The sequence below is a fragment of the Paraburkholderia ultramafica genome (assembly GCF_902859915.1).
Taxonomy (GTDB): domain Bacteria; phylum Pseudomonadota; class Gammaproteobacteria; order Burkholderiales; family Burkholderiaceae; genus Paraburkholderia; species Paraburkholderia ultramafica.
Genome location: NZ_CADIKK010000027.1, coordinates 64,594 through 81,349 on the forward strand (window position 1 = coordinate 64,594; position 16,756 = coordinate 81,349).

A 16,756-nucleotide genomic window follows, 5' to 3' on the forward strand; every position below is an offset into this window, starting at 1 on the left:
ACCGGCCGCGCACAAGTGTTATGGAACCAATCCGAGGTGATAGCCTCATATCAGATTCAACGTTCGACACGAGGGCCCACAACATGCAACGATACGTTCAACCCTCCGCGGCGCGCGCGGCCACCGGCCTGCTGATGGCTGCCGCTCTGGGCCTCGCATCGCTCGCTCATGCGCAAACACCGGCGCAACCCGCGGCAAGGCCGATGTCGCCGACCATGTCACAAGCCGCACCGCCGGTCGACCCCAGCTTCTCGGCCTACTCGCTCGTGCAGAGCTGCAAGCAGAGACACGACAACGTCGCGCAAGGCCAATGCGTCGGCGCGATTCGCGGCATCATCCACGGTTATCAATACGGCGTGCTGTTCCTCGGCCAGCGCGGCATGCTGCCGGCCAACGAGACGCAGCGCGTGTCGCTGTGTCTGCGCGACGTACCGGTGTCGTCGATCGTCGACGATTTCCTCGCGGACGCCGCCACCGTCGACGACGACGCCCTCAAGCACACCCCCGCCGAAGTCGCGGTGCTGGGTTCCGTGCACATGCACCACGCCTGCACCTGACGACCCCGGCGCGGCGAGCCGCCGTGCCGCAAGCGATCGCCGCCGCGCTTACAGCATTTCGAGCGGACGCTTGCTGCGCGGCGGTTTGAAGTACGCGTCGAGAGCCGCGAGTTCGTCTCCGGTCAGTCGCAGTTGCGACGCACGATGGTTGTCGCGCACGTGCTCGACACGGCCCGCTTTCGGAATCGCGCACACGCCCGGCTTCAGCAACACCCACGCGAGCGCCACCTGAAACACCGAGACGCCGCGCGCGTCGGCGATATCGTCGAGCGGCGAGCGCTTTGGCAGGCGCGCGTGATCGACCGGGCTATATGCCATCGCCGGCATCTTGCGCGCGGCGAGCCACGGCAGCAGGTCGAATTCCGCTCCACGGCGCGCGACGTTGTAGAGAATCTGATTGGTCGCGCACGCGTCGCCGCCAGGCGTGGCGGCCAACTCTTCCATGTCGCCGGTGTCGAAGTTGCTGACGCCCCAATGCCTGATCTTGCCGGCCGCGCGCAACGCCTCGAACGCGCGGACGGTTTCCGCGAGCGGCACCGAGCCGCGCCAGTGCAGCAGGTACAGATCGAGCCGGTCCGTTTTCAAACGCTTCAGGCTCTGCTCGCAGGCTGCGATCACGCCGCGCCGGCTGGCGTTATGCGGATACACCTTGCTGACCAGGAACACCTGGTCGCGCAATCCGGCCAGCGCTTCGCCGAGCAGCGCTTCGGTCGCGCCGTCACCGTACATTTCCGCCGTATCGATCAGCGTCATGCCCAGTTCGATGCCGCAGCGCAACGCGGCGATTTCCGTCGCGCGCCGCGCCGGCGCTTCGCCCATCTCCCAGGTGCCCTGCCCCAGTGCCGGGACGCGCTCGCCGTCGGGCAGGCTTACGCTTGCAATATCGCTCGTCATGCTGACTCCTCGAAGTGGCTCGATCCAAACGGATGCAGCGGCGCCGGGCGATGCGCGGCGCCCGCTGCGAAAATCCCAGCGACGAGTTTAGCGGCTCGGCGCGCAATCGACCCGGCCCCAGGCAAAAGCCCGCTATAACGCGGCGCGCCGATGTCATAGAATTGCCGCTTGCCCATCTTGCGTGAGCCCCATGACCTCTGCCTCGGAAGACCGCTGGCGCGACCTGCGCCCGGACCCGGAAAACGACACGCCGCTATATCTGCAACTTGCTCGCAAGCTCGGCAGCGCCATCCACGAAAACCGTTGGAACGCCGGTGAGGCGCTGCCCTCGGAGCGCGTGCTCTCCGAAGCGCTCGGCGTATCGCGGATCACCTCGCGCAAGGCCATTGCGCTGCTGGTCGAACAGGGATTGATTCGCCGCACTCAGGGTGCCGGCAGTTTCATCACGCCGCGCTACGAAGATCCGCTGTCGCGTCTGTCGAGCTTCAGCGAAATGCTGCGGCGGCGCGGCTTTACGCCGAGCTCGAAGTGGTTGTCGCGCGAGATTTCGCCGGCCAATCGCGACGAGGTGATTCAGCTCGGCCTGTCGCCGGCCGCGGCGGTGACGCGGCTGCGGCGCTTGCGACTGGCCGACGGCATCGTGATGGCGGTCGAGAACTCCACGTTTCCGGCGGCGGTGATTCCCGATCCGCAGGCCATCGGCGATTCGCTTTACACGTACCTGGAAAATCGCGGACTGACGATCGTGCGCGCGTTGCAGCACTTCCGCGCGGTGAACGCGAATGACGAAATCGCGCAGCAGATGAGCATCGCCCCGAACGAGGCGCTGCTGTTGATCACCCGCGTCGGCTACACCGCCGATCAGCGCGCGATCGAATTGACCGACACGTACTGCCGCAACGATTACTACGATTTTGTGGCGGAGTTGAGGAAGTAGTTGGGTTGCCGCGCCGCGAAGACTAAAAGCGATCACTCCCAGCGAGCTTCATGTGCACCGATCCGGGCCGGCGGCAGCGCATAGAACGCGGGCGTCTCTTCCATCTGTTCGGCCGGCTGCACCGCCAGAACGCGTCCAAACTCCGACTGCACGGTCGCGACGCAATCCCGCACATCGTCGAGCGCGACATCGGCGGCTTGCCAGCCGTCGGGCAGCAACCCAAAAGACCGCAACCACCGCCCCGTTTGCGCGAGCGAAACCCGCACGTGCCAGCTTCCGCCTTCGGTGGCCCGGCGCGTCAACGCAACCATCGCACCGAACGCGGCGAGATAGCCGGTCGCATGATCGAGCGCCTGGCACGGCAGATGCCTCGGCTCGTTGCAGCCCGCCGCCTGCCGTTCGGTAAAGGCGATCCCGCTCGCCGACTGCACCAGGCTATCGAACCCGCGCCGCTGCGCCCAAGGCCCCTCGTGTCCATACGCGGACACCGACACATATACGATCCCCGGCCGCATCCGCGCCAGTTCCTCGGGACCGAAGCCGCGCGCCGCCAGCGCGCCTGGACGATACGCCTGCAGAAACACATCGGTATCGGCAGCCAGGCCGCGCAAGGTCTCGCGCCCGGCGGCGTCGCGCAGATCGAGCACCGCCGAACGCTTGCCGCGTCCGTTGTCGATCACCAGCGGCGCAATGTTCGGCAGATGCGGCCCGTTGATCGTCAACACGTCCGCGCCATGATGCGCGAGCGCTCGCCCGGCCACCGGCCCCGCGATGATGCGCGACAGGTCCAGCACCCGCACACCCGTCAGCGGCCGGTCCGCGCCGCCCCGCCGCGGCGGCTCGGCCGGCGCGGCGCCGATGCGCTCGATCTCGAACAGCGGCAATCCCGCAAGCGCTTTCGCCTGGTCGAGCGCGGCCCATTCGTCGGGCGTGCGGATCAACGCGGCGCACAGGCTCGCGTCGGCGAGCGTCTGGTCGAGCGTCGCGCCGTCCCAGCCGCGAATCGCAGCGGCCGCCGCGGCTCGACCATTGTCGCAACCGAGCACCTTCAGCACGCCCTGCAGGTGGTGCGCAAAATTCGTATGCAGTTGGATCCAGCGACCGTCCCGCGTCTCGTAGAAACCCGTGACCGGATCGCGCAACGCGGGCGGCGGGCCATCGTCGATGCGCAAATAGCGTTCGCTGCGAAACGCCGCCAGCGCGCACCGCATCTGCACCGACACCTGCTGCCTGCGCCCCGTGCGCAGCCGATGATATTCGGCCGCCGCCAGGCCGGAGGCGGCGATGGTCGCCGAGGCCAGGCTGCCGACCCGGTAGACCGATGGCAAGCCAGGGTCCGCGCCGGTCAGCGACACGGACCGCAGCGCGCTCGGGTCGCATCCCGCGAAGGTCCAGATATGTTGGAGAGCGAGTTCAGGCGTCATGGCGTTCATATCGGAGCAAGAGGAAATGGAACCGCGAAGTGAGCGGCGAAGTGAACCGAGTCTAGAATTCCGCCCCGCTGCAATCAATCTTGATTATGATAATCAACATATACTGATTTCTTCGGTTTCTCCGCGTTTCCATGCCGACCTCGACTTTCCTCAGTGCAACTGAAGCCGCCGCCACGCTCGGCATCAGCTTGCCCACGCTGTATGCGTACGTGAGCCGCGGCATGCTGAGCTCGTCGCCGGATGCGCAAGGCAAGCGCCGGCTCTACGACGCCGCCGAGGTGCGCCGCCTCGCGCGCCGCAAGGAAGACGGCAAGCGGGCCGGCAAGGTCGCGCAGAAAGTGCTGGACTGGGGCGTGCCGGTGCTCGAATCGTCGATCACCCTGGTCGCCGACGGCCGCCTGCTGTATCGCGGGCACGATGCGATGGAACTGGCGCGCGCCGCGTCGCTCGAGGACATCGCGGCGTTGCTGTGGGAATGCAGCACGCGGCGCATTGCCGATGCGCCGGCCGTGCCGCTCGCCGCCGCTCAGTGGGCCGCATGGCTCAAGCTCTGGAGCGACAGCACGCCGCTCGATCGCGCGCTCGTGCTGCTCCCGGCCGCCGCCGCGCAAATGCCGCGCGTTTGGGCACTCGGCCGCGACGCGCAACTCGATACCGCCTGCGCCGTCATGCGGCTGCTGGCCGCCGCGATGATCTCGGCGGCGCCGTCGAACGAGCCGCTGCATCGGCAACTGGCCTTGGCGTGGCAGGTACGCAACCGGCAGCAGGCCGGGCTACTGCGCGCGGCGCTGGTGGCTTGCGCGGATCACGAGTTGAATGCATCGGCCTTCACGGTCCGCTGTATCACGTCGACGGGGACGCACCTGTTCGGCGCGGTGGCGGGAGGACTCGCGGCCCTGGCCGGCCCGCGTCATGGCGGCGAGACCGTGCGCATCGCCGCGCTGCTCGACGAAGCGTCGCGCGCGCCCGATCTCGACCGCTATCTGGCGAACCGACTCGCGCGCCATGAACACGGCGCGCATGGGCCGGTGCTATCGGGCTTCGGCCACCCGCTTTATCCGGACGGCGACCCGCGTGCGCGGCTGCTGCTGGCGATGCTCGCCGACTGCGCGCCGGCTCGCTCGCCGGTCGGTGAAGTGCTCAAGCTGGCGCGCACCGTGCGCGACACGACCGGCGCGGAGCCGACCGTCGACTTCGCGCTCGCCGCCATCGAGCGCGTGCTTGGGCTGCCGGCCGGCGCCGCGTTCACGCTGTTCGCGGTGGGCCGGGTGGTCGGCTGGATCGCTCACGCGATGGAACAAACGCGCGATGGCCGGTTGATCCGGCCACGGGCGCGTTATATCGGGGAATATGAAGCGGCGGCTTCGGGCTAAGGCCGCCGTACGCGTGGCCGTTTGGCGGGCGGCCGCTGGGCGCTTGACGGGCAGCCGCTGAGCGTATGGCGGGCAGCTTGTCTGCCGCTCGCCTCGCGCCCGTCTGTTGCTGAACTGCCGCTTAGCGTCGTGTCAGCGGCTCGTTAGCGACCACTAATCAAGACTTCTTCACGCCACACCGAGCCAGCGCGGCAACCGGTTCAACACCGGCCACCCAGGCATCGGCTTCGGCGCCCCGCGCTCGGAGCCGCTCGCCAGCGAAAAGCGCGCCCCGGCCTGCCCCGCGCTGATCCACGCGACCGCCCGGCGCGGCAGCTCGATCGACTCGCCGGTGGCGAGCCAATGATCCTTGCTGTCGCCTTCGATGGTCAGCCAGATCTCGCCCGAGATCACCTTGAAGCTCGACGCGCGCGCGACACGCCAGGCCGCCGCGGGCTCGCCATGTTCCAATTCGAAAATCCGGACTTCACGCATTGCCGTTCTCCTTCAAAGAACTTTTCTGTTGGACCGATTATTGACGTGCGATGATCGGAGACCCATGCACAGTTCCGAACACTTTCATCGGAACTGTTCAGTCGAAAAACCGGACAGTTGGCGTAACTGATGCGTCGCGAGTACGGGCCTTGTGCTCGGCCGCACTCGGCGGCACGTCATCTGGCGAAGGAAGCATCCGCATGAAACTCGACATCCAACTCGATCGCGACAACGGCGTGCCGCTCACCGAGCAGATCGTCGCGGGCGTCACCGCGTGGATCCGCTCGCGCACCGCGCACCCCGGCTCGAAGCTGCCGTCGATCCGCCAGTTCGCCGCCGACTTCGGCGTGAGCCGCTTTCCGGTAATCGAGGCTTATGACCGGCTGGTGTCGCTCGGCTATGTCGATTCGCGCCACGGCTCGGGCTTCTATGTCGCCGATCGTCAGCCGGCGGTCACGCGTTGCCAGGGCACGTCGGACCCGCGCCGCGCCGAGGACGAATCGGGACATCTGCTGCAGCAGTTCAACCACCCCGGCGAAACGCTCAAACTCGGCAGCGGCTTCATCCCGGAAAGCTGGCGCGACCTGGACAGCATCGCGCAGGCGATCCGCCACGTGTCGCGCACCGACCCGGCGAGCATGGTCGATTACGCTACACCGCTCGGCAACCTGAGCTTGCGCGAGCATCTGCAAGGCCGGATCGGCCAGCTGGGGATTCAGGCGGACGCGTCGCAGATCCTGATCACCAACGGCGCAAGCCAGGCGTTCGATCTGCTGATGCGCTACATGCTCAAGGCCGGCGACACGATCTTTGTCGAAGACCCCGGTTACTACAATCTGTACGGCCTGCTGAAGCTGCACGGCGTGAAGCTGGTCGGCATTCCGCGCACCCGCAACGGCCCCGACCTCGACGTGATGCAGACGCAGCTCAAGTCGCACCGGCCCAAGCTGCTGTTCATCAACACGGTGTTCCACAATCCGACCGGCACCACGGTCGCGCCGCAGGTGGCGTTCCGGCTTCTGCAACTGGCGCGCGAGCACGGCTTCTCGATCATCGAAGACGACATCTACGCCGACTTGCAAACCGAGCTCACCGACCGCCTCGCCACCCTCGACCAGCTCGAACACGTGATCTACATAGGCGGTCTGTCGAAGACGCTGTCGTCGTCGCTGCGGATCGGCTGCGTGGTGGCGAGCCACGCGATCATCAAGGATCTGGTCGACATCAAGATGCTGACGAGCATCGGCGGCTCGCGCTTTGCCGAAGCGGTCGCGGTGTCGCTGCTGGAGCGCGGCGCATACCGCAAGTATCTGGAACGCCTGCGCCGCCGGATGCGCGACGCGCTCGGCTCGACGATCCAGACGCTCGAAGACGCGGGCTGGGAGATTTTCGAAAAGCCTGTGGGCGGCAAGTTCGTGTGGGCGCGCGTGCCGCATGTCGCCAACGCCGAACGGCTGGTGGCGTGCGGTGCGCCGCTGGGCGTGACGGTGGCGCCAGGCAGCTACTTCCGGCCGAACATGGAAGTGAGCCCGTGGATCCGGATTCACGTGGCCTTCGGCAATGAGCCGCGGGCGCAGGCGTTTTTTCACGCGGCGGCGGCGTTGCCGGGGGATGTTTGAGACGGTGGCTTGAGCTGCATGCTTGAGGGGGTTGTCGAGTCCCAGCCCGTCCCCGCGCGCCCAGCCGCCCCCCATGTCCACGACGCCGACTCCGCCCGACTCCGCTGTCAACGCCCCCGCGGGCCCTTCGGCCCGCTCCCTCACCGTGATGCTGTGGCTGGTCGCCACTGGCTTCTTCATGCAGACGCTCGACTCGACCATCGTCAGCACCGCGCTCCCCGCGATGGCGACGAGCCTCGGCGAGTTGCCGCTGCGCATGCCGGTGGGTATCGTGGGCTGCATCGCCACGTTCATCTTCATGCCGGATAGCCGCAACGAACGCACCGGCAAGTTCGACATGAAAGGCTACCTGCTGCTGATCGTCGGCATGGTGGCGATTTCGTTCGCGCTCGACGGCCGCACCGAGTTCGGCATTCAGCACGCGACTGTGCTGGTGCTGCTCATCTTGAGCCTCGCCTGCTTCGTCGCCTACGGTTTGCACGCGGTGCGCGCACCCGCGCCAATCTTCCCGCTCGACCTCTTCAAGATCCACACGTTCAGCGTCGGCCTGCCTGGCAATCTGTTCGCGCGGATCGGCAGCGGCTCGATGCCGTACCTGATCCCTCTGCTATTGCAGGTCAGTCTCGGCTATAGCGCATTCGAAGCCGGCCTGATGATGCTGCCGGTGGCAGCTGCGGGGATGGCGTCCAAACGCCTCGTGACGAAGCTGATCGTCAAGTACAGCTACCGAAGCGTGTTGATCGTCAACACGGTGCTGGTCGGCTTGACCATGGCGAGTTTCGCGCTCACCAGCACGAGTCAGCCGCTGTGGCTGCGGCTCGTGCAACTGGCGCTGTTCGGCGCCGTCAACTCGATGCAGTTCACCGCGATGAACACGTTGACGCTCAAGGACCTGGGCACCGGCGGCGCGAGCAGCGGCAACAGCCTGTTTTCGCTGGTCCAGATGCTGTCGATGAGTCTCGGCATGACCGTGGCGGGCGCGCTGCTCGTGACCTTCACCGGCCTGTTGCAATAGGTGACCGCGATCAACTCGCTACCCGCGTTTCATGCGACGTTCCTGTGTGTCGGCATCATCACCGCGTGCTCGTCGTGGATCTTCGCGCAGCTGTCGCCGGACATCCGCACGCCGGCGAAAAAGACCGATCCGTCCGAGCGGACCTGACTCGCCTGACCCCGCCACCGACCCGCAACGGAGCGCGGGCCGCACCAGCGAAGTGCGAATCATCGCCTTCGCGTCCAGGCTGGCGCACAATCGTCGTATCAGAGCGTGGCTGCTCCACGCGCACGCTGTGTTTGCGCACGCGCATAGTTCTTGCTCGCCTATCCTATAAACTCTCGTTTTGAGCGTGCGCATTCGTATCGAGCATCCAGGCGCGCGGCCACCTCCACACGACTGACATGATGAGCATGATCGAACTCGATCCTCCCGGCTTCCAGCCGCCGCGCCCGATGGCCGGCGACGAAGGCTCCCGGCGCACCGTTCTGTACGGCGGCTACACCGTTTTCAGCGTGTTTCAGCCCGTTTTCTCGGTCTCGCACCGACGCGCGATCGGCTACCACGCGTCGCTGCGCGCCCACGACGAACATGCGCTGCAAGTGCCGTCGCACGAGGTTTTCACCCAGGCCGCGCGGCGCGGCGACCTGCTGGAACTCGGCCGGTTGGCCGAATCGCTGCATCTTGGCAACTTCAACGCGTTCGACAGCCACGACGAGTGGCTCTTCCTGAGCCTGCACCCGGCCGCGCTGATGGACACCAGCTACGGCGATGCGCTGCTTGCCGGTCTCAAGGCGCTCGGCCTGCCGCCGCAACGCGTGGTGCTCGAAGTGTCCGAGCAGGCAGGCGGCGAAACCACGCGCTTCGCCGAAATCATCGACGCGCTGCGCAAATCCGGCTTCCTGATCGCGCTCGACGGCTTCGGCGCAAAGCATTCGAACATTGACCGCGTGTGGCATCTGCGCCCGGATATCGTCACGCTCGACCGCTGCATTCTCGCGCAAGCCAGCGAACACTCGCATATCGAACGCGTGCTGCCGGGCCTCGTCTCGCTGCTGCACGAGTCGGGGCAACTGGTGCTGATGGGCGGCCTGAGCACCGAGCGCGACGCGCTGATCGCGCTCGAATGCAACGTGGACTTCATGCAGGGCGCGTTCTTCGCGGGCCCCAGCGTCGAGCCGGTCAAGCCGCAAGCGGCGGCCAGCCGGATGGACTCGCTCTCCGCGGCGCTGCGCGAACGGGTCACCGCGCGCGAACGTGCGCAATCCGCGCGGCTCGCTCCGTACGCTACGGCGCTGGAGATGGCTGCCGCTCAACTGGTTGCCGGCGAGTCGATCGCCCAGGCCACCACGCCGCTGCTCATGCTCGGCGAAACGGCGCGCTGCTTCGTGCTCGACGGTTCTGGCCGGCAGATCGGCGACAACGTGCTGCCGCCTGGACGCACGTCGCAACGTGCGAAGCGTTTCCGGCCGCTGCTACATTCGGAAGGCGCGAGTTGGGAACGCCGGCCGTACTTTATCCAGGCGATGCGCGTGCCCGGCCAGGTGCATCTCACGCCGCCTTATCTGTCGATCAACGAAGCGCACCTGTGCGTGACCGCCTCGATCGCCGCGCATACGCCGCACGGCACGCAGGTGCTATGCGTGGACATCAACTGGGAAGTCGCGGCGCATCGCAATTGAAGGCGCGGGGCGCTGCTGGATCCGCTCCAGCAGTTCCGCGACCGCCGCACGGCCCAGCACGCGGTTGGCGGCATGCAGACGCGCCGCGCTGGTCACGATGCGCAACGAGATGATTTTCGTCGAGCCATCGGTCACACCGTGTGTCCACACGTCGAGCACCCCGACGACGTCGCCTTCCAGGAACAAGGCGACGCACATGTTCCCCTCGATCGACACCACTTCGGCGCTGCTCGCCTGCTGCGCCAGCGACGTCACCGTGTCCACCCACCCTGCCGCTGCCGGTTCGCGTGCGCACACCGGCGCACACACGGGCGCGTCGCTGACGACTTCAGGCGCGTCGCTGAAGAGCCGCAACAGACCGGTTCGATCTTGCGCCTCCAGCGCGGTGCGCAAGCGCTCGACGATTCGCGCATGCGCGGCGGGATCGGGCCGCTCCAGCGGCGCACCCGCTCGCTGCAGCCGCGCCTTGGCCCGGTGGACGATCTGCCGGCAAGCCGCCGGCGTGCGCTCGAGAATTCTTGCGATCTCCGCGTAGTCGCAATCGAAGGCTTCGTGCAGCACGAACGCCGCGCGTTCGTCCGGCTTCAGGCGTTCGAGCAGCAGCATCACCCCGTAGGACATCTCCGCCGCGCGCAACGCCAGTTCCTCCGCCGACGGCGCCACCTCGTCGAGCCACGGCTCCGGCAGCCAGCCCGCGGCCTGCGACGCGCGTTCACGCTGCACGTGCCGCAATCGGTCGATCGCCGTGCGCGTGGTGATCGTGGTGAGCCAGGCGGCCGGCGTTTGTACCGCTTGCGTATCGGCCAGATGCCATTTGAGCCAGACGTCCTGCACCACGTCTTCCGCTTCGGCGCGGCTGCCAAGCATCCGGTATGCCAGCGCGAGCAGGCGGGCGCGCACGGCCTCGAAACTGGATGCCTTGTCGATTCCCTGTTCTGTCATATGTAGACCTCCAGATCGTGCGTGGTGAAAAAAGCGCGCCTTGCCTGCCTGCGGAATTGTCCAGGCGCTCGCCGTAGTCGGCATCCTTTCAGCTTGACGCCCGAGCGCTCGGCGATGTGACAGCGGGACGCAAAAATATTCCTGTCACGCGGCCGTGCGCTGCTTCGTCAAAAGAGCAACAACCGGCGCATGGTGCGTACGGTTTTTGAATCGGCCGTGGCTATCGGGTATCCGTGCCGCGCCGTCAATGACGAGACACCTATGCACTCAGCCTATCCATCCATCACCGGTCTCGGTCTCGTGCCTACCGTGATCGAACAGTCCGGCCGCGGCGAGCGCGCCTACGACATTTACTCCCGCCTGCTGCGCGAGCGCATCGTGTTTCTGGTCGGGCCGGTCAACGAGCAGTCAGCCAGTCTGATTGTCGCGCAGCTGCTGTTTCTGGAATCCGAGAACCCCGACAAGGATATTTCTTTTTATATCAACTCGCCGGGCGGCTCGGTGTACGACGGCCTCGCGATTTACGACACCATGCAGTTCATCAAGCCGGAGGTATCGACGTTGTGCACCGGCTTTGCCGCGAGCATGGGGACGTTCCTGCTGTGCGCGGGTCAACGCGGCAAGCGGTATGCGTTGCCGAACGCGCGCATCATGATTCACCAGCCGTCCGGCGGCAGCCAGGGTACGGCGGCGGACGTCGAGATTCAGGCAAAGGAGGTGCTGTATCTGCGAGCACGCCTGAATGCAATGACGGCCGAGCGCACCGGACGCAGCGTCGAGGAAATTGCGCGCGACACCGATCGCGACAACTTCATGTCGGCACCCGAGGCCAAGGGGTATGGCTTGATCGACGACGTGCTGGAAACGCGCGCGGCGCTGGGCGGCATGATGCGCCACCATGACATGTAGCGGCGCTAACCTGCGATTCTTGCGGTTTGAACACATCGAGCTGCGAGACTCGCGTGCAGCGCGCTCTCGCATTTCCACCGCAATGACTGGCGCTCCGTCGGAAGCCGGGCCGAGCGGTCGAGCGAGTCACTCCAATGCAACGCAGGCGAACCCGATGATCCGTTCAAACCCGCTCCGCTCGAGTCACTCAAGCACCGCACGCCGTTTAAGCAATAAAAACAGGGCTCAACGCCCACCTTGACCACTCACGCCGCCGACGGCTTTTGTCGCCCCCGTCGGTGCGGCCGGAACACAAAAGCTGCTCACCTTCGCTGGAATCGCTATCATGGTCGCGATTCGTCGAATTCGACGATCGCTTCAATGGAGATATACATGGCGTCATCCAACGAAACCGTCAGCATGGCGCTATTCTGCGACTTCGAAAACGTCGCGCTCGGCGTGCGCGACGCGAAGTACGACAAGTTCGATATCAAGCTGGTGCTCGAACGCCTGCTGCTCAAGGGCAGCATTGTCGTGAAGAAAGCGTATTGCGACTGGGACCGCTACAAGAGCTTCAAAGGCGCGATGCATGAGGCCAATTTCGAGTTGATCGAAATTCCGCACGTGCGCCAATCGGGCAAGAATTCCGCCGACATCCGGCTCGTGGTCGACGCGCTCGACCTCTGCTACACGAAATCGCACGTCAACACGTTCGTCATCATCAGCGGCGACTCGGACTTTTCACCGCTGGTATCGAAGCTGCGCGAGAATGCCAAGCAGGTGATCGGCGTGGGCGTGCAGCAATCCACGTCCGATCTGCTGATCGCGAACTGCGACGAATTCTTCTTTTACGACGACCTCGTGCGCGAAAGTCAGCGTGCGGTTAGCAAACGCGAGTCGGCGCGCCCGCAACAGAACACCCAGCAGGCGGCCAAGCGCGCGCCCGACGAAGACAAGACCCGTCCCAAGGAAGATCTGGAAAAACGCCGCACCAAGGCAGTCGAGATTGCGGTGCAAACGTTCGATGCGCTCGCGTCCGAACGCGGCGACAGCGGCAAGATCTGGGCATCCGTGCTGAAGAACGCGATCAAGCGCCGCAAACCGGATTTCAACGAGACGTACTACGGTTTTCGCGCGTTCGGCAATCTGCTGGAAGAAGCGCATGCGCGCGGGCTGCTCGAGTTCGGCCGCGACGAGAAGTCAGGTGCGTATGTGTACCGCAGCACGGCGGCGAACGTGGCTGTCGAAAACGTGAATGAGCCTGCGGAATCCGAATCGGCTGAACAGCTGTATGAGGCGCAGATTGCCGAAACGGTAGTTGCCGTTGCCGAACCGGGTGGCAAGCATGAGTCGCGTCGCAGAGGACGCGGCAATCGCAAGGCGGGCCGTGGCCAGCAGGAAGCCGTTCTCGAAGAGCGAGCCGCGGTCGAGCACGCAGGCAACGTGCAGGCCCAGGAGGACGAGCTGCATGAGCAAGTGCCGTCAGCCAGCGAGCCGATTGTCGAACAGCCGGAAGCTACTTGGGTCGCACCGGAGCATGCTGTCGCTGAGCCGGTCGCTGTAGGCAACGAACACGCCATCGAAGCGGACGGCAATCAGCCCGAACGTCCCAAGACGCGCGCACCGCGCAAGACGGCCGCGAAGAAAGCAAAGAAGAGCAAGCCGCGAACGATCGATGACGTACCGGAGATCGCCGCGCCGGCTGAAGCACCAGCACATGCGCCGGCTGTCGAAGGTGAAGAAGCGCCTGTCGCGGCCAGCAAGGCAGCGCGTAAAGGCGCGCCGCGTAGCCGTCGTCCGCGTAAGACAGCGACGACTAGCGACGTGGAGTGAGCCGCTCACGTTGCGTGATTCGTGCTGATTTGCTCAGCGCGGACCGTAGCAATATGGGTGCGACGGAACACCTCGCGCATTTAACACAAAGCCCCGGTTCATCATCACGAGCAGGGGCTTTTTATCGCGGGTCCACTGCGCGCCAATCGCGCTGAGAAACCGAGAGCGCGTCGCCAGATGCACGGAGTTCGAAGCCTATTACCGAGTGGAAAACAACCACAAATCCTTCGGCTTCTCCGGCTGGCTCAGCCGCTAACGCACTGACTTCCGCTTCAACTGCAACCGTAGCTGGCGTCACCCAAACCCTCACCGCAACCCAAACACCGCCACCCCATTCGTCGCGCCCACATAAACCTTTCCGCGCGCGATCATCGGCGTGATGAACTTGTTGCCCGCGCCCCATTGATCGCGCGTCCCCGCCTGATTGCTGTTGTACAACTCGCGTGCGAGATTGCCGGCATCATACGCGTGCAACGCGCCGGTCGTGCCGTTCTCCGCGGCCCACACGATTGCATTGGTCGCACCGTTGGCCGATACGGCCGGCGTCGCGCCGGGATAGGCAAACGTAGTCGCACTCTTCGACGCAGCGGTGGTGGCGAGCGATGCACCCGAGACCGGCAACGCCTTCAGGTTGTCGTTCAAACCGCCGTAATAAACCACGCCTCCGTAGTAAGCCGGCGATCCCCAGATGCCGCCCGCCAGCGTACCGATCAGTTCCTGCCAGATGTTGTTGGCCGTCGGACTGAATTTGCCCATCGAGTCGCGATCGACCACATAGATGTGGTTGTCCTTGCCGGCCGCCACCGCCAGGTGTTTGACCACGCCGCTCGCAGTCGTCTGATCGGGCAACAACATCACGCCGCCGGAGCCGAAATCGTCGTCGGCATTCGCCTCGGCCACGACGTTATCCATCGCGAAGTAATCGGTGACCTGCAAATTGCCTAACGACAGCTTCATCAGCGAGTTGCCGAAATCGCCGTCGACCGGAAAGCCCTGCGCGTTTAGCGTCGTGCCGAACGTGCCGTTGCCATCGACGACGTACAGCGATGTACCGTCCGATGCCATCCCCGAACCGGCCATCCAGACCGACCCCTGGCTGCCGTTCGGCGCGATGTTGAGCACGCCGGTCTGCTGCAGCGTGTCGGCGCTATACGCCATCAGCCAGCCGGTATACGCGCCCGACATGCAGTGCGCGGTCCAGCCCATGTAGATGTTGCCGGCAACCAGCGTCAGTGCCGCGCGCTCCGAGTGCAGCGCCGGGTTGAACGTGATCACGCCATTGACGCTGCCCGCGCCGCCGCCCGGATACGTCGCGCCGATCTCCGTCGGTCCGCCGAGCACCTCGGCGCCGGTCGCGAGATCGAGCGCATGCAGACGATGATGGTAGCCACCGCCGCTGTCTTTAGTCATCGCCACCGCATAGAGCACGCCGTTCGCCCCGCGACTGCGGTCGATCACCGGCGTCGAAGTAATGCCGATTTCCGGCGTGATGTCCTGGCAACTGCGGTCGTCGCTGGGGGTTTCGCCGCTGCCGGTCAGCGAGACTTTCCACAATTGCGCGAAGGTGGCGGCGTCATAGGCATAGACGCTATCGTGTTCGGTAACAACGTACACCACGTCGTGCGACGTGCCGCCAATCGACAGACTGGTGACGAAGAGCGGCTGTCCGTCGACCTTGCCGTCCGCGGGCAGGAACGCGACTTTGCCGAAGCTGGAGGAATTGACGTTGGCGGGTGTGAGGGTCGTTTCGGCGAGCATCTGGCCGGTGCGGGCCAGATCGTTGTGATGCATCAACACGTCGGTGGCGTAGGCGCCGGTTGCCGTAGGCGTGGACGTGCCGCCGCCCGACCCGTTCGATCCGCTACCGCCAGCACTGCCGCTCCCCGTTCCCGTCGACGACCCTGTGCCGCCGCTGGTGCCGCTTGCGCCACTTGCACCACTCGCGCCGCTGGCGCCACTACCGGCCGCTGAACCCGACGCTGTCCCGGATGAGCCGCCACCACCGCCACACGAAACAAAAAAAGAAACGAGCAAGATAATCGCCAGCCACGCGCACACTCGCGTCCCTACACTCAGATCAGACGTGTCGGTTTGCGGTCTGCGCATATTCGCCTCAGCGGGGTGCCCGGCCCGCTCCGCGCGTCGAGTGGCGGAGGCAAAAACGTCGTGTGCCGGCAGGGATGAACGGGATGTCGCTGACTACGCAGGACCACCAAACAACTGGTCGGATGTCGCCATCCGACCAAACCTACGCCCTTTGCCGGCGGAATTGCCGCCATCGTTTCGTGTCTATCCGCCAGAGATAACAGAACCTTTACAGCGACCGCTTTGCACGGTCACCGTTGGAAACGCTTCGTTTCAGCAAGGCAAAATATGCCGATCCGGTCCGCGCATTAATCCGGCTCAGTAGTACGGATAAGGCGCATACATGACCGGCGGAGGCGCAACGTACCCCGGCGGCGGCGCATAGTAAGGCTGCGGCGCGACATAGTAAGGCCGCGGTTGGGCGATCGTGTCGCCCTTCGAGGTCATGCACTGGGCGTAGGCGGCGTCGTAGTGCGCCTGCAAGCCGGCGGCGGAATATTGCGCGCCATTCGCGCCGTTTGCGCCGCCGATCAGCAGCCCGCTGCCGGCGCCGATCGCCGCGCCCGCGCCGGCATTGCCGGCCGCCGCACCGAACAGCGCGCCGATTGCCGCGCCGCCGAGCGTGCCCAGCGCCGCGCTGTTCACGCTATTGTTGGTGGCCGCCTGCGCTGCCCCGGACTGGTTGGTGGAACGGTTCGCGTAGTCGCGGCACACATAGTCGTTCTGCTGGAACTGGTCGAGTGATTCGCCGTGGTGCGGCAGCGCAACCACACTCGGGGCGCTTGGCGGCGCCACCACACAGCCGCCGAGCGCGAGCACAACAATGGCGGCAGGTATCGCAATGCTTATCGATTTAGTGCTGGAAATCATGCTAGTGCTTCAGAACATTGGAATTCAAACGTTAGGCCAATTAGTGTGATCCATGGTTACCGGATCGTTACAGAAAGTTTTTCGCCGAACTGCGCGCCATGGCCGTGTGAACCGCGAACGCGCCTCGCACGGCACCCGCTGTTGCGGGCGTTATATCAGGTAACGCTTGCATGCG

At 65.3% G+C, this 16,756-nt stretch carries 13 protein-coding genes and 1 pseudogene; 8 read left to right on the forward strand and 6 right to left on the reverse strand.

Annotated elements, in window-relative coordinates; translation table 11 throughout:
• Nucleotides 1-83 precede the first annotated feature (83 nt).
• On the forward strand, nt 84-557 hold the full coding sequence (locus HV744_RS25440; protein WP_175152140.1) for a hypothetical protein: 474 nt from the start codon (nt 84-86) through the stop codon (nt 555-557).
• 48 nt (nt 558-605) lie between these two features.
• Here HV744_RS25440 and HV744_RS25445 read toward each other — a convergent pair whose 3' ends face one another.
• Nucleotides 606-1,451, reverse strand: a complete 846-nt coding sequence (locus tag HV744_RS25445) for an aldo/keto reductase (protein WP_175152141.1) — start codon at nt 1,449-1,451, stop codon at nt 606-608.
• A 190-nt stretch (nt 1,452-1,641) separates the two neighbouring features.
• Between HV744_RS25445 and HV744_RS25450 the strand changes: the two genes are divergently transcribed.
• Entirely contained in the window at nt 1,642-2,388 is a 747-nt protein-coding gene (locus tag HV744_RS25450; protein WP_093635740.1) for a GntR family transcriptional regulator, read from the forward strand.
• Between the two features lie 32 nt (nt 2,389-2,420).
• Here HV744_RS25450 and HV744_RS25455 read toward each other — a convergent pair whose 3' ends face one another.
• The gene (locus tag HV744_RS25455) at nt 2,421-3,812 is read right to left on the reverse strand and encodes a CoA transferase (RefSeq protein ID WP_175152142.1); all 1,392 of its coding nucleotides are present in this window, start codon (nt 3,810-3,812) and stop codon (nt 2,421-2,423) included.
• 140 nt (nt 3,813-3,952) lie between these two features.
• On the opposite strand from HV744_RS25455, the gene HV744_RS25460 reads away from it, so the two are divergent.
• Entirely contained in the window at nt 3,953-5,194 is a 1,242-nt protein-coding gene (locus HV744_RS25460; protein ID WP_175152143.1) for a citrate synthase family protein, read from the forward strand.
• A 168-nt stretch (nt 5,195-5,362) separates the two neighbouring features.
• Here the strand turns inward: HV744_RS25460 and HV744_RS25465 are convergent, their stop codons facing one another.
• The gene (locus tag HV744_RS25465; RefSeq protein ID WP_175152144.1) at nt 5,363-5,668 is read right to left on the reverse strand and encodes a DUF2917 domain-containing protein; all 306 of its coding nucleotides are present in this window, start codon (nt 5,666-5,668) and stop codon (nt 5,363-5,365) included.
• A gap of 200 nt (nt 5,669-5,868) precedes the next feature.
• On the opposite strand from HV744_RS25465, the gene HV744_RS25470 reads away from it, so the two are divergent.
• From HV744_RS25470 to HV744_RS25480, 3 genes and pseudogenes are all read left to right on the forward strand, one after another.
• Nucleotides 5,869-7,287, forward strand: coding sequence for an aminotransferase-like domain-containing protein (locus tag HV744_RS25470; protein ID WP_175152145.1), 1,419 nt, complete (start codon nt 5,869-5,871; stop codon nt 7,285-7,287).
• 73 nt (nt 7,288-7,360) lie between these two features.
• Nucleotides 7,361-8,449 (forward strand): annotated as a pseudogene (locus tag HV744_RS25475) (MFS transporter).
• 239 nt (nt 8,450-8,688) lie between these two features.
• Complete coding sequence (locus HV744_RS25480; protein ID WP_175152180.1) at nt 8,689-9,963, forward strand: EAL domain-containing protein; 1,275 nt, start codon at nt 8,689-8,691, stop codon at nt 9,961-9,963.
• Here the strand turns inward: HV744_RS25480 and HV744_RS25485 are convergent.
• On the reverse strand, nt 9,919-10,905 hold the full coding sequence (locus tag HV744_RS25485; protein ID WP_175152146.1) for a sigma-70 family RNA polymerase sigma factor: 987 nt from the start codon (nt 10,903-10,905) through the stop codon (nt 9,919-9,921). The genes HV744_RS25480 and HV744_RS25485 overlap by 45 nt on opposite strands.
• Nucleotides 10,906-11,166: 261 nt before the next feature.
• Between HV744_RS25485 and clpP the strand changes: the two genes are divergently transcribed.
• Both clpP and HV744_RS25495 read left to right on the forward strand, forming a co-directional pair.
• A complete protein-coding gene (clpP, locus tag HV744_RS25490) occupies nt 11,167-11,814 on the forward strand; it encodes an ATP-dependent Clp endopeptidase proteolytic subunit ClpP (RefSeq protein ID WP_175152147.1) in 648 nt (215 codons plus the stop codon).
• A gap of 372 nt (nt 11,815-12,186) precedes the next feature.
• Complete coding sequence (locus HV744_RS25495; protein WP_175152148.1) at nt 12,187-13,626, forward strand: NYN domain-containing protein; 1,440 nt, start codon at nt 12,187-12,189, stop codon at nt 13,624-13,626.
• A 306-nt stretch (nt 13,627-13,932) separates the two neighbouring features.
• Here HV744_RS25495 and HV744_RS25500 read toward each other — a convergent pair whose 3' ends face one another.
• Both HV744_RS25500 and HV744_RS25505 read right to left on the reverse strand, forming a co-directional pair.
• A complete protein-coding gene (locus tag HV744_RS25500; protein ID WP_175152149.1) occupies nt 13,933-15,732 on the reverse strand; it encodes a PQQ-binding-like beta-propeller repeat protein in 1,800 nt (599 codons plus the stop codon).
• A 297-nt stretch (nt 15,733-16,029) separates the two neighbouring features.
• Complete coding sequence (locus HV744_RS25505; protein ID WP_175152150.1) at nt 16,030-16,581, reverse strand: glycine zipper family protein; 552 nt, start codon at nt 16,579-16,581, stop codon at nt 16,030-16,032.
• Nucleotides 16,582-16,756: the final 175 nt, after the last annotated feature.